Here is a 13,471-nt window from a genome sequence, read left to right as displayed (position 1 = left end):
GACTAAAGCCGAGATATCTAACGGAAACGAGGGTTCAATCCATGGCTGAAACCCAGCAGCAATACATCACCCCGGAAATGAAGGCCAAGCTTGAGGCCGAGCTGCAGCAGCTCATTGACAACCGTCCTGTCATCGCCGCGGAGATCAACGAACGTCGCGAAGAGGGCGACCTCAAGGAGAACGCCGGCTACGACGCAGCCCGCGAGCAGCAGGACCAGGAAGAAGCCCGTATCAAGCAGATTTCCGAGCTGCTGGCCAACTCCACCACTGAGCGCGCCGATGTTGTTGATGGTGTGGCCCTCGTCGGTTCCGTGCTGCACGTGTACTACAACGGCGATGAGGACGACAAGGAGACCTTCCTCATCGGTACCCGCGCCGCCTCCATCGACAACGAGCACCTCGAGACCTACTCCGAGCAGTCCCCCCTCGGCGCTGCCGTGCTGGGCGCCCGCGAAGGCGAAACCCGCACCTACACGGCCCCGAACGGCCGCGAGATTTCGGTCACCATCGTGTCTGCTAACCCGTATGATTCGGTTAAGGCTAAGACCCCGCGCGCTAAGTAGGCGCACGGAAACAACAACGTGAATATCCCCCACTACTTTGTCATTTAAGGATTTTTGACGTGACTACCAGCACTTCCCGCAAGGTTGCCATCACCGCTTTCGCTGCTGCCACCGCCCTCGGCCTGGCTGCATGCTCCCCGCCGAACGAGCAGGACTCCGACCACAAGGTCGACACCGCCACCAGCCAGAACCCGGACTCCCTGCCTGGCGATTCGTCGGAGGCAACCACCACCTCCACCACCGCAACAGACACCACCGCGGCAATGTCTCAGGAAGACACTCCGTACTACAACGACTGCAACGGCAACGCCCAGTACCAGCCAACCCGCATCGTGCTGAACTGCAAGGACCAGAACGACTTCGCAGAAAACATCGTGTGGGAAGAGTGGACCGAGGAGATCGCCCACGGCATTGCCACCCGCACCCGCGAGGGCAAGGACCCGGTGGCCAACGCACAGATCACCCTGTCCGCTCCGAAGGAGGTTGACGGCACCCTCGTGTTCGGCAACGTCACCATCGATGGCGTGAACGTCAACCCGCAGACGGACTACTAAAAGCTTCTCAGCACCGTTTGTTTCACCCCTGGGACCAGTTCAGAACTGCATGGTCCCGGGGGTTTTCTCCTGCCGGGGAACAAAAAGGGTTAAGCGGGTTAAGCGCACAAAAGGGTGCGCGTCTGGTGCGTTGCATCGCTGGGCTTGGGAGGGGTTGCTAAAACTCGGTTGCCCCCTTGGTGAAAAGCAAACCCCAATAAACGTTTTCAAATAAACCAGGTGGGGCCTTCCCCGATTCACAATCACACCAACCACGACCTGGTTTATTTGAATTCGTTTATTGCAGTTCATTCATTGCAATTCATTTATCACGGTTTGCGGGTTTAGTGCGCAGGCATGTTTCGCTCCCGCGCCATTGTGGGCGCACAAAAGAACCGGCCCGCCACACGGTACGTGAGTACGCGCAGCGGGCCGGGAAGCTCTATGGAGCCCTGAGGCCGGGAGCTAGTCCCTGAAGTAGGACAGCAGGCGCAGGATTTCGGTGTAGAGCCACACCAGGGTCACAGCCAGGCCGAGGGCAACGCCCCACGCCATCTTGGCCGGGGCACCGGAGCGCACCAGTTTGTCCGCCACGTCAAAGTCGGTGAGGAAGCTCATGGCAGCCAGACCGATGCAGACGAGGGAGAAGACGATGGCCAGTGGGCCACCGTCACGCAGCGGGGACATGCCGGTGAACACGAAGAGCAGCAGGTTGCCCAGCGCAAGCACCAGGACACCGATAATGCAGCCAGTCATGATGCGGGTGAACTTCGGGGTGACGCGGATGGCGCCGGTCTTGTACACGAAGAGCATGCCGGCGAACACACCGACGGTGCCCATCACGGCCTGCAGGATGAGGGCACCAGCATCAGCACTGCCCACCATCCAGCCGGAGACCAGCATGGAGAAACCACCGACGAAGAGACCTTCAAACGCCGCGTAGATCAGTGTGACAACGGCCGAGCCGTACTTGCGGCCAAAAGCGTGCACCAGCACGGTAATCAGGCCGCCGATAGCGCCCACGAAGGTGAGGGCCATGGCCACACCGGGGTTCACCATGCCAACACCGAAGTTGACCAGCGCGAAGGCCACGATGACGGCCAGCGTGATGCCGGTCTTGGTCACAATGTCATCGACAGTAATGGGACGCTCAGCGGTCTGAGCAGGAAATGCTGCAGGCGCGCCGTAGGGATGTTGGTCGTATGCCTGCTGACCGTAGGGGTTCTGAGAATAAGGGGTCTGCTGACCGCCCATCGGCTGGCCGTGGGTGGCCTGCTGCTGGAAAGCGGGTAGATGAGTCAAAACGGGGTTGGAGGATTTCACGCTCCGACGATCCTTTCTATTGGTAACTCCATGCGGTTACTCACAAGATTGCAGTAAGCACCGATCATATAGTCCAACGACTCACCCCGCCGTTTCGTTCCCACGTGGGCAAGCTTTTTCTCACAACTACGTTGACCGGCCTAAACTATGGGGCATGGATCTTCGTGGCGGGTTGTTCGGCAAAAACCGGCGCCGCACCGGTGGGGAGCATCTGCGTGATTATCTGGCCGCTATCTGTGGTGCACCGGTTGCCGTGCACGGTGAGCTGGATTTCACGGAGAAAGTCGCGGTGCTCGTGTACCACCGCACATCACCTGTCCCCTATTTTCTCTACGTCACCTACGGGATGTCGCGGACGAATTCCTCCCTGCCGGTGGCGGGCACTCAGACAGAACTCACTTTGCGTGTGCCGGCCGAAGCGGAGTCAGGCACGCCGCCCAGTTGGCCCGCGGACCTGCTGCGCGCGCTCACGGTACGCGCCCCTTTTGAGCCAGGTCATTACATTGACCTCCACAAACCGGTGTGCGAGGGAGCCCAACTAACAGGTTTCCTGTTCGCGGCTGACCCGGAGTTGCCACTCAATGATGCGCCAACGGGTCGGATCAGTTTCACCACCGCCGTTGGAGTCACGGCCGATGAGCTCGATGCCGCGCTCACGTGGGATCCGGCAAAATTTGTCGCCGCGCTCATGCAGGTCGATCCGCTTGGCCTCACCGCCCCACAGCGCCAGAGCATGCTTATCGACGCTCCCCTCCACGCCCAGCTGACCACCCAGCGGGCGGTTGAGGGGTCGCGGATAAGCGTGGTGTCGTCGAGCTATTTCGATGTTGATCCTTCGGGCCGTATTGATATGACTGTTCATGCTGCCGCGCACCTGCTGCGGGCGGCACGGTGGCGTTTTCCTTATGGACGTGATTTCGCAGTGGTAAGCGATGCGGCGTGGGCGCGCTTCATCCCCGACCCCACCGCGGCGGAGACGACCGTGAACTACCAGCCGGCCATTCAAGAGAACCGTCGGCGCAGAGTAGCTGCGGAGCCACCACATCTGAGCGTCACCTTGACTGAAAAGGCATGCCACGAGATGTTGGCCGTGCTCGACACTGTGCCAGGCACGTACCGGATGACCACTGCGCCGCTGGAATTTCACGTTATTGACCCCACGCGTTAACTATCATTCGGGCATGAGTATGCATGAGGATCTAGCTTTTGCCGGGGTCGTGGCCATCGCTGACAAGACACGTTCCGGGGAACTGACCGCACGCGAGGTCACGGATTTCTTTCTGGACCGCATCGAGAGATTCAACCCCACGCTCAACGCGTTCATCACGGTGCTTGTCAGCGAGGCGCGCGCGGATGCCGACGCCCTCGATGAGAAGGCTGCTACCGGCGCGGAACTGGGCCCCTTGCATGGCGTACCCATCGCCATCAAGGCGGAAAACGACATCGCGGGCATCCCCACCACCTTCGGCGGGGCCGCGTTCACCACTCCAGCGCGCGCGGATTCCGCGGTGGTGGCGCGCTTACGTGAGGCCGGTGCCGTCATCGTGGGCACGACCGCCATGCCGGAATTTGGCATTTGGCCGTACACGGAATCGGTGGCCAACGGAGCAACCCGTAACCCGTGGAACACGGCGTACTCCCCCGCTGGTTCCTCGGGTGGTACGGCTGCTGCGGTGGCTGCGGGCCTGGTCCCCGCCGCGATTGGTGGGGACGGTGGCGGTTCCATCCGCCTGCCCGCCGCCTGGTGTGGTCTCTTCGGTTTGAAGCCCCAGCGTGGGCGGGTGTCCGCTGCCCCGAACGCCAGCCTGTGGGGTGCGCTGGGCACCATCGGACCGCTGACGCGGTATGTGGAGGATACGGCGCTAATTCTGGATTGTGTGGGTGGGGGTACGGAGGGCGTCGATAAGCATATGGCTGAAGCGTGGCCCACGACTTTGATGGAGGCTTTAGAGCAAACTCCTGCGAAGTTGCGCATTGGGGTGAGCACGGCTGCGCCGTTGGGCACCGTGTTGAAGAAGCCTGCGCGGCGCGCGGTGGAGACGACCGCTGGGGCCCTCAAGGATCTCGGCCACGACGTGTTTGAGCATGATTTTTCGTACCCACCCGCGCTGGCATTGTCTTTTGTCCCGCAGTATTTGAATGGTTTCAGCGAGGAAGCGCACATGGCTGAGCACCCGGAGCTGCTGGAGCGACGTACCCGGCGCGGCGTGCGGCTGGGCAAGGTGACGGGCCTGACCTCGCCGACGATGGTGCGCAAGGCGGAGGCGAAAAGCGCGGAGATCGGACAGAAGCTCATGCGCGAGGTGTTCTCCGAGATAGATCTTTTGCTCACTCCGAGTGTCCCCCACCCGGCGGTTCCCATTGGGCAGTTGGATGCGCATGGATTTTTGTCAGCCGCACTGAAGGCAAGCGGGGTGGCGTCTTTCACGTCACCGTGGAACGCGGTGGGCAACCCGGCTGCTGCCGTGCCCGCGGGCTTCCACGATGGCCTGCCGCTGAGCGCGCAGCTCGTGGGACCGTTCAATGGTGAACCGCTGCTGTGCCAGGTGTCGCACCAACTGCAGGTTGCGACGGACTGGCCTGCACACGTGCCCCCACAGGGACTCGAACCCTGACTGAATCGATTTTAAGTCGACTGCCTCTGCCGATTGGGCTATAGGGGCGTATCGGTGAATGAGTGTACGGCACTCCCCCGTGCATCCCTATAATTGCTCCATCATGACTGCTCGTGCTGCTGGTTCCTGGCTGGTTCTCATCCCATGTGTGCTGGGCGGGCTTGGCCTGTTCACCGCGCGCCAGGCCGGCGACGGCACCGTGGCGTTCTACGTGATCACAGTGCTCACCGCCGCCCTCTACGCCGCCGCGTGGTGGGTGTGGGGCGACCGAAAAGCGTTCGCGGGCCCGATGACAGCAGACCTGCTGCGCGGCGCGGCCTTGGGTGGGGCGCTCGCGGTGGTCTTTTTACTCGGCGCGCTTGTGGTGCGCCATATTCCGCTGCTGGCCGGGCCGGTGACAGAGCTGCTCAGCATGCCCAGTGCGGGCGGCTGGCTGCCCACGCTGACGGTGCTCATCATCAACGGCATCGGTGAGGAACTTGTCTACCGCGACGCGCTGTCCAAGCAACTGCGTGGCCACTTCAATGAGCTGGCGGTCGGCGTGCTCTCCACCGGCGTCTACTGCCTGATCACCATCGGGATGGGTGTCCCGCTGCTCGTCTTTGCCGCCGGCATCCTCGGCGCGCTGTGTTTCTATGAGGCCTCCCGCACCCGGCGCGTCATCTCCCCGATCGCCGTGCACCTCACGTGGTCGGTGACGATGCTGTTGGCGATGCCGCTGGTGTTGTAGTACGCCGACGCACGAGCCTAAGACAGCGACACTTTTCGCGCAAGAACATCAAAGACATTCAGTTGCTGCACGTACCCAGTTGAAAGGGGAAGCCGGTCCCCCGTCAACAGCAGACACCTGGATCCCGGCGGCAGACCTTCGAACGAGGACAGTTCCCTCCGAAGTACCTGCTCATCCAAAGCGGTCAGCGCAACTTGAATGAAGAGGGTTTCATCACCCCGCTGCGCGAGGAAATCGATTTCTCCGCCAGGGCCTACTCCAGTGTGGACCTCGAAGCGCTGTCGCAGCAATTCAAGGTACACCTGGTTTTCCACGTCGTGTCCCGTGTTCGTGTTCTTATGTCCAGTAAGAGCGTCACGCAATCCAGCATCGACCCAGTAGTATTTCGGCGTTGTTTTCAACCAGCCGCGCCCGCGAGTGTCATAGCGGTGGCACGGGTAAATCAGGTGGGCATCCGCCATGAGCTGGAGGTAGCGGTCCACGGTGTCGGTGCTCACCTTCACGCCCTCCGACTTCAAAGTGTTGGAAATCTTGTTCGCCGATAGTGGCGAACCTGCATTATCCAGTACGAATGCTGCGACTTTGATGAAGGTGGCGGTATCACGCACCTGACCACGCAAGGCGATGTCGCGTGTGAAGATCGAGTCGAACAAATCCCTGTTGAGCTGGCGCGCGATCTCAGGCGAGGACTCCAGGACACTGCGAGCAAACCCACCGGTGGTCATCCAGCGTTGGTAGCTTTCCTCCACCGATTCACTGTCGCTGACCCCCGTGAACTGACGGAACTCCGCGAGCGACAGCGGGAACACCTCCAGCGACACGTAGCGCCCCGCAAGGTATGTCAGCCCTTCCCCCGAAAACATGGAAGCATTCGAACCCGTCGCACAGATCTCAATATTCTGTGTTGTTCGCAGTGAGTTGATCATCCGAGCCCAGTCCGCCAACTCCTGAACCTCATCGACATGCAGATGCGTGACACCGTGCTTCACACGATCTAGGACATACTCATGAAAAGCCTGGGGCTGGCGAAGAGGGTCAAAGGTCACGTCCTCAAAATTGATCGTGAGAATCGCGCGTGGGTCAACTCCCTGCTCCACAAGATGCTCACGATACAAGTGCAGCAGCGATGACTTGCCGGCACGACGCACTCCCGTAACCAGGCGGACAAGGTCATTCCCGGTGATTGCAGCGAGTTCTTGAAGGTATTGCGGACGCGGAAGAAGGTTCACGAGTTACGAGTATAGTCGTAACTTTTCCCAAAAAGTACCAAAGTTACGAGTATGGCCGTAACTTTTCTACTCACTCACTGAGAACACACGCTTGCCTTTTTGCTTGTCGACGTCACCGCCCCGCACCGAAACCTCCTCCACATCAAAGATCGCAGAGAGGAAGTCTGCGACCCACTGCAAGAGCTCTTCGTCCCGGAGGTTGGGTGCATTGAGCGCCGGCTTCGCACCGCCTTCGCGTGGGAACGGCACCTGCACTGCCTTGGCAGCCGCGCGGTAATTGGATCCCGGGTACAGGCGCTTGAGGCGCACCTGCTTGGAATCAGGCATGTCCACCGGGTGGAACTTCAAGCGGGTGCCCTGCATGGTGATGTCGGCAACACCAGCGCGACGAGCCTGGTGGCGGAGACGGGCCACCGCGAAGAGGCGTGAGACTTCCTCGGGCATCTCACCGAAGCGGTCGGTGAGTTCTTCGGCGACCTGGGCCAGCTCAGCGTTATCGCGCGCGGCAGCGAGCTTGCGGTAGCTTTCCAGGCGGAGGCGCTCGGAGTTGATGTAGGACTCCGGAATGTGGGCGTCCACAGGCAAGTCGATGCGAATCTCTTTCGGGCCTTGGTCGGTGGCGTCCACCACTTCCCCGGACATGAGGGACTTGAAAGTTTCCACTGCTTCACCGACGAGGCGGACGTACATGTCAAAGCCCACACCAGCGATGTGGCCAGACTGTTCCGCACCTAAAACGTTACCGGCACCGCGCATCTCCAGGTCCTTCTGTGCCACGGCCATGCCGGCACCCAGGTCGTTGTGCTGTGCGATGGTGGCCAGACGGTCGTAAGACGTCTCCGTGAGCACCTTGTCCTTGGGGTACAGGAAGTAGGCGTAGCCACGCTCACGGGACCGCCCCACGCGGCCGCGCAGCTGGTGCAGCTGGGACAAGCCCATGTTCTGGGCGTTTTCCACGATGAGGGTGTTTGCGTTGGCGATATCCAGGCCGGTTTCCACGATGGTGGTGCACACCAGCACGTCGTACTCGCGGTTCCAGAAACCCTGCACGGTTTGTTCCAGCAGTTGCTCACCCATCTGGCCATGCGCCACGACGATGCGCGCTTCAGGCACCAACTCACGCAGGTGGCGTGCTGTTTTCTCAATGTCGGCGACTTTGTTGTGGATGTAGAAGACCTGGCCGTCGCGAAGCAATTCGCGGCGGATCGCGGCCGCTATCTGCTTGTCCTCCTGCGCACCCACGTAGGTGAGCACCGGGTGACGATCCTCAGGCGGGGTGGTAATGGAGGTCATCTCGCGGATACCTGTTAGGGACATCTCCAAGGTGCGCGGGATTGGCGTCGCCGTCATGGTGAGCACGTCCACGTGGGATTTGAGCGCCTTGATGTGCTCCTTGTGTTCCACACCGAAGCGCTGCTCCTCATCCACCACGATGAGGCCCAGGTTCTTCCACTGCACGCCTGTCTGCAGGAGACGGTGGGTGCCAATCACAATATCGACGGAACCATCCGCTAGCCCTTGAAGCGTCTTCTTCGCCTCTGCACCCGTGGTGAAACGGGATAGCTCCCGGATCTCCACGCCAAAACCATCCATGCGCTGGGTGAAGGTGGCGTAGTGCTGCTGGGACAGCAGTGTCGTGGGCACGAGCACCGCTACCTGCTTTCCGTCCTGCACGGCCTTGAACGCGGCGCGCACCGCCACTTCGGTCTTTCCAAAGCCCACGTCACCGACGATGACGCGGTCCATCGGCGATGGCTTCTCCATGTCCTCCTTCACGGCCTCGATGGCAGCCATCTGGTCTTCGGTTTCCACGAAGGGGAAGTTGTCTTCCATCTCCAGCTGCCAGGGCGAATCGGGGGCGAAGGCGTGGCCCGGCGCGGAAGCGCGCTTGGCGTAGAGCTCGATGAGCTCGGCGGCAATCTCGCGCACGGCAGCGCGCGCTTTCCGCTTGGTGTTCTTCCAGTCCGACCCACCCATCTTGGACAGACTTGGGCTTTCCCCGCCGGTGTACTTACTCAGCAGGTCCAGCGAGTCCATAGGAACCCACAGCTGGTCGCCGGGCTGGCCGCGCTTGGCGGGTTGGTATTCCAGCACGATGTATTCGCGGCGGGCGTCACCCACAGTGCGCTCCGCCATCTTGACGAACTTGCCGATGCCGTGGGTGTCATGCACCACATAATCCCCCGGCTTCAAAGCCAGCGGATCAACACGGTTGCGGCGGCGTGGGGCTCGGCGTTTCGCACCGGCGATATCTCCCACGCGGTTGCCCGTCACATCGGTTTCGGTGAACACGACTAGACCAGGCCCGGTGAAGGTCAGGCCAGCGTGAGAGATCCCCTGGTACAGCGTGACCTGCCCATCGACAGGTTCAAGGCCCGGGCTAGCCACGCGCGCGGACACACCATTTTCGCGTAGGCGGTCCGCCATGCGGTCGATCGTGCCCTTGGCGGGTGCAACGAAGGCGGCGTGTCCACCGTTTTGCAGGTGCAGCTTGACCTTGCCGTAGAGCGCCTCAATTTCTTTCAGGTCGCCTTTGGGCGCCGGGGCCGGCTCAAATTCCAGTGGCAGAGTGATCTCATCCGCCATGCCCATGCCCGGTGGCGCGAACGTCCACCACGCGTTGCCGGACTTCAGCGCGGAGGCTTCCAAGGATTCAAAGGAGCGGTACGAGCTCGCGGAAACATCCAAGCCCTCGGCAGCCACCGGGCCCTCAGCCCCCATCGCGGCGGCCTCCCACCCGGCCTCCAGGAATTCCTCATCAGTGGCCTGCAGGTCAGCAATGCGGGTGCGCACTTTCTCCGGCGAGGTCACCAGCACGACAGACCCGGCCGGCATGAGCGCGGGCAGCACCTCAAAGGGCTGGTCCGTCAACGCCGGGATGAGCGCCTCCATCCCGTCTGGGTGGGAGCCGCCGGCAATGCGTTCCAGCATCTCCACCAGGGTGCGGTTGCCCGGGTAGGACTGGGCGAGGGAGGTGGCTCGGGTGCGCACGGTGGCGTCGATAAGCAATTGGCGCGCGGGGTGCAGCTCAACCGAGCTGATGTCTTCGATGGTGCGCTGATCAGCGACGGCGAAGGAGCGCAGTTCTGTGACCTCGTCGCCCCAGAATTCGATGCGGACGGGGTGCTCGGAGGTCGTGGGGAACACGTCGATGATGCCGCCGCGCATGGCAAATTCGCCGCGGCTGGCCACCATGTCCACGTGTTTGTAGGCGAGATCTGCCAGGCGCTGGGTCAGCTCCCCGAAATCATGCTCCTCATCCACGGCCACCACGACGGGCTCCACCGGCGGCAACACCGGCTGGCAGGCCGCCCGCGCGGACGCCACAACCACGCGGGTCTTATCCAGCTCATACACAACTTTGTTGCGCTTGCCCACCACATCGGCCGCAGGCGAGAGACGCTCGTGCGGCAACGTCTCAAAGGCCGGCATGAGCGCCACCGCATCGCGTCCCAACATCGCGGCGAGCTCCGCGGAAAGGTCCTCCGCCTCATGCCCCGTCGCGGTGACCAGCAGCACGGGCGCCTTGCGCGCGATCGTGCCCGCCGCCCACGGCCGCACCTGATCAATGCCCGTGATGTGGAGCGACTCCTCCCCCACCCGTTTCTGCAGGCCAGTGAGCTTCGGATCCGTCATGGCCTGGGTGAGCACCCCAGCCAGCATGGGTAGATCGGTTGAATCGTGTTCCATAAACCCCATCAAACCTCTGCGCGCGCTTTCTGCAATCCAAGTCAGGCAATAAAAAAGCTTCCCCACCAGGACTCGAACCTAGAATGACGGTACCAAAAACCGTAGTGTTGCCAATTACACCATGGGGAAAGACGTCCCAGAGCATACCAAATCCACCGTGCGGCCCGAAATAAGGCATTTGCTTATCGACGTTTCCCCGCACCCCACCAGCTACCCTTAACCCCACACGCTTTCACCCCGTGCCCCTGGAGCCCTGTCAACCATGTCAAAAACCAACAGAGTTTTGCTGGCCGTTCTGGCCGTCCTCCTCCTCGTCCTGAGTGTAATGGGCGGTGTCATTGCCACGAAGGCGGGGTTGTTTGAATCCCGCACGATGGCTGAGCCTTTCAACGAGACGCGTTACAGCGGCACCGTCGATAATGCTGAAGGCCTCACCGATGGTGCGGTGCCCGTTGTTCTTGTCATTCGCTTCCATGAGAAGGGTGAAACTGGTGAGCTGACCTCCCCCACCTTGCAGCGCCACTCCACCCTCACCCGCACCGGAAAGAACACGTATCGCGAGGACATCGTCCACGGTGAGGGCGATAGTGGCACCGAGTGGACCTTCACACCCAGCAAGGATGACACCCTGGATGTCTCCTACACCACCCTGGATGGCGCCAGCTCCACCGCACAACTACCCCAAACCGATCCGGACGAGACTGACGGCGAGGTAGGCATCAACCCGAATGCGCCGGGTACGGAACCGGATGGTATCCACTTCCCCGAGCCAGCCACGCGAACCACCGGCACCCTCGAAACCGCCGGCACCCCGGAAGGTGAACCCACCGAAGTCATTTTCCGGTGGGACGTAAACCTAACGGTAGCCACCATCACCTACCCAGACCGCGGCTGCTACGGCATCCTCGAGGACACTGCGCCCGGCATCAGAACAGAGAAGATCACCGTCGGCGACTGCCCCAGTGGTGCCACCTGGCATTTCAGGGAAGGCGACCCGGGTGGTGGCCGCACCGAGTACACCTCCCCGGACGGCACGAGGACGGAATCCATGAACTTCTCCAGCACCGATTGGGGCATCATCGACGGCGAAATCGGCCTCTCCCGTTCCGGCCCTGTGCTGGATTTCTACCGCAGGTTCACCGAAACCTCAGGCGGTGAACCAGTCAAAGGCTCCTGCGAGCCAGCTGCTTTCGATGAGGTTGTTGAAGAATGGCCCACCCTGATGGGAACCGCCGTCCTCTTCTGCGATGGCACATGGGCCACAGCCGGACAAAACGGTACTGATTTCATCGGACATTTCCACTTCACCAATGGCCAGTGGGAAGTCATCGATTATGACGGCCGATCCTCAGTTACCAGACACCACTGTTTTGATCACAACAAACTGCGTGCGCTGGGTGCTCCGAATGATTTCCTGACCGGGGTGCTTCAGTGCGATTAGTGCGGTTAGTCCGCGCTAAGTTAGCCAATACTTAGCGCGCCCGGTGTTTTCGTGGCACCTACTATCCGGGGTATGACTTCCCCCATGCCGCACGAGGAGCACAACGCTCGCCGCTTCATCTGGTCGAATGGCCTGCAGAATATCGGCGATCAGATTGTCGCACCGAAAACTGTTCTGGCCTGGATGTTTACTGTCGCTGGAGTGCCGGCGGTGTTCACGTCCTTCCTGGTCCCGATCCGGGAATCGGGTTCGATGCTGCCGCAGTTCGCGCTCAGCCCGTGGGTGACGTCTCACGCCTCCCGCAAGAAAGTGTGGCTCATCGGCTCATGGGGCCAAGCCATTTCGGCCGCGCTCATCGCGGTGAGCGCGCTGCTTTTCAGCGGCAAGCTCCTCGGCATCACCACCCTTATCCTCGTTGGCGCACTAGCACTGTTCAGGGCGGTGTGCTCGATTGCTGGCAAAGATGTACAGGGCCGCACGATCTCCAAGGGTCGCCGCGGTGTGATTACGGGCCGCGCAACAGCCCTGGGCGGTGGGTTCACGCTCGCGGTCGGATTGATTCTGTTCTTCCTGCCTAATGATCTGCCGGAATGGGGCATCGTGGCGCTGCTCGCGCTGGGCGCGTCAACGTGGGCGTTTGCCAGCATTGTGTTCTCCAGCATCAAAGAACCGGAAGCCGAGGTCGAAGAATCCACCGACGACCACGGCTTCAAGCAAATGTGGGAACTGGTCAAGGGCGACCGAGTGCTGCAGAACTTCCTCATCGTGCGCTCCCTGTTGCTGGCCACGGCGCTGTCCACCCCGTTCATCGTGGTGCTCGCGCACCGTGAGGGTGCGAACTTGGCAGGGCTAGGAGCCTTCATTGTTGCTTCTGGTGGTGCGGCACTGGTGGGTGGCCGCGTGTCCGGTATGTGGTCAGACAGGTCCTCCAAGACCACGATGTCGCGGGCGGCAGCAGTCGCGTCTGTTGTCATCCTGCTGCTTGTTGCCAGCGCCCAGTTCGCACCGGCCGCGGTCAACGCGTGGGTGATGCCGCTCGGTTTCTTCCTGGTCAACTTGGCGCACACGACGGTGCGCGTGGCCCGTAAAACCTATCTTGTGGACATGACTGAAGGTGACCGGCGCACGCTCATCACAGGTGTGTCCAACACGGTCATGGGCATCGTGCTACTCATCGTCGGTGCGATCTCGTCCGCCATCGCGGCATTTGGCCCGCAGGCCGCGCTGCTCTTCCTCGCCGCGATGGGCTTTGCCGGAGTCATCGGTGCGGCACGCCTCAAGGACGTTTCGGATCCCGGCGTCTAGGCCCGCGCGATTAAGCTGTGGGGAAGCTAGATCCTGACAACC

The 13,471-nt window shown here is 61.5% G+C and carries 10 protein-coding genes and 1 tRNA gene; 7 read left to right on the top strand and 4 right to left on the bottom strand.

The genetic code is table 11. The annotated features are described in order from the left end of the window. Nucleotides 1–41 precede the first annotated feature (41 nt). Complete coding sequence (gene greA / locus QP968_RS05465) at nucleotides 42–563, top strand: transcription elongation factor GreA (RefSeq protein WP_284855395.1); 522 nt, start codon at nucleotides 42–44, stop codon at nucleotides 561–563. 59 nt (nucleotides 564–622) lie between these two features. Continuing rightward, the gene (locus tag QP968_RS05460; RefSeq protein WP_284855394.1) at nucleotides 623–1,117 is read left to right on the top strand and encodes a hypothetical protein; all 495 of its coding nucleotides are present in this window, start codon (nucleotides 623–625) and stop codon (nucleotides 1,115–1,117) included. A 444-nt stretch (nucleotides 1,118–1,561) separates the two neighbouring features. On the opposite strand, the gene QP968_RS05455 is transcribed toward QP968_RS05460, so the two are convergent. After that, complete coding sequence (locus QP968_RS05455) at nucleotides 1,562–2,419, bottom strand: Bax inhibitor-1/YccA family protein (RefSeq protein ID WP_284855393.1); 858 nt, start codon at nucleotides 2,417–2,419, stop codon at nucleotides 1,562–1,564. 154 nt (nucleotides 2,420–2,573) lie between these two features. Here QP968_RS05455 and QP968_RS05450 point away from each other — a divergent pair, with 154 nt between their 5' ends. Then, complete coding sequence (locus QP968_RS05450) at nucleotides 2,574–3,587, top strand: suppressor of fused domain protein (RefSeq protein WP_284855392.1); 1,014 nt, start codon at nucleotides 2,574–2,576, stop codon at nucleotides 3,585–3,587. Nucleotides 3,588–3,600: 13 nt separating this feature from the next. After that, nucleotides 3,601–5,034 carry an amidase gene (locus tag QP968_RS05445; RefSeq protein WP_284855391.1) on the top strand — a complete coding sequence of 478 codons (1,434 nt, stop codon included), beginning with the start codon at nucleotides 3,601–3,603 and terminating at the stop codon, nucleotides 5,032–5,034. On the opposite strand, the gene QP968_RS05440 is transcribed toward QP968_RS05445, so the two are convergent. After that, a tRNA-Leu gene (locus QP968_RS05440) sits at nucleotides 5,009–5,082 on the bottom strand. The genes QP968_RS05445 and QP968_RS05440 overlap by 26 nt on opposite strands. Before the next feature lie 55 nt (nucleotides 5,083–5,137). On the opposite strand from QP968_RS05440, the gene QP968_RS05435 reads away from it, so the two are divergent. After that, nucleotides 5,138–5,764, top strand: a complete 627-nt coding sequence (locus QP968_RS05435; protein WP_284855390.1) for a CPBP family intramembrane glutamic endopeptidase — start codon at nucleotides 5,138–5,140, stop codon at nucleotides 5,762–5,764. Between the two features lie 17 nt (nucleotides 5,765–5,781). Here the strand turns inward: QP968_RS05435 and QP968_RS05430 are convergent, their stop codons facing one another. Then, nucleotides 5,782–6,993 (bottom strand): ATP-binding protein, encoded by a 1,212-nt coding sequence (locus QP968_RS05430; RefSeq protein ID WP_284855389.1) that lies wholly within the window; start codon nucleotides 6,991–6,993, stop codon nucleotides 5,782–5,784. A gap of 66 nt (nucleotides 6,994–7,059) precedes the next feature. Beyond that, the gene (gene mfd / locus QP968_RS05425) at nucleotides 7,060–10,683 is read right to left on the bottom strand and encodes a transcription-repair coupling factor (protein ID WP_284855388.1); all 3,624 of its coding nucleotides are present in this window, start codon (nucleotides 10,681–10,683) and stop codon (nucleotides 7,060–7,062) included. Between the two features lie 262 nt (nucleotides 10,684–10,945). On the opposite strand from mfd, the gene QP968_RS05420 reads away from it, so the two are divergent. Beyond that, a complete protein-coding gene (locus tag QP968_RS05420; RefSeq protein WP_284855387.1) occupies nucleotides 10,946–12,124 on the top strand; it encodes a hypothetical protein in 1,179 nt (392 codons plus the stop codon). Nucleotides 12,125–12,196: 72 nt separating this feature from the next. Beyond that, nucleotides 12,197–13,429 (top strand): MFS transporter, encoded by a 1,233-nt coding sequence (locus QP968_RS05415; protein WP_284855386.1) that lies wholly within the window; start codon nucleotides 12,197–12,199, stop codon nucleotides 13,427–13,429. The last annotated feature ends 42 nt before the right edge of the window (nucleotides 13,430–13,471 follow it).

Origin of the sequence: Corynebacterium sp. MSK041 (genome assembly GCF_030232265.1) — a bacterium.
GTDB lineage: Bacteria > Actinomycetota > Actinomycetes > Mycobacteriales > Mycobacteriaceae > Corynebacterium.
Note: the sequence above shows the minus strand (reverse complement) of the source record. Positions and strands in the feature narration are given on the sequence as shown.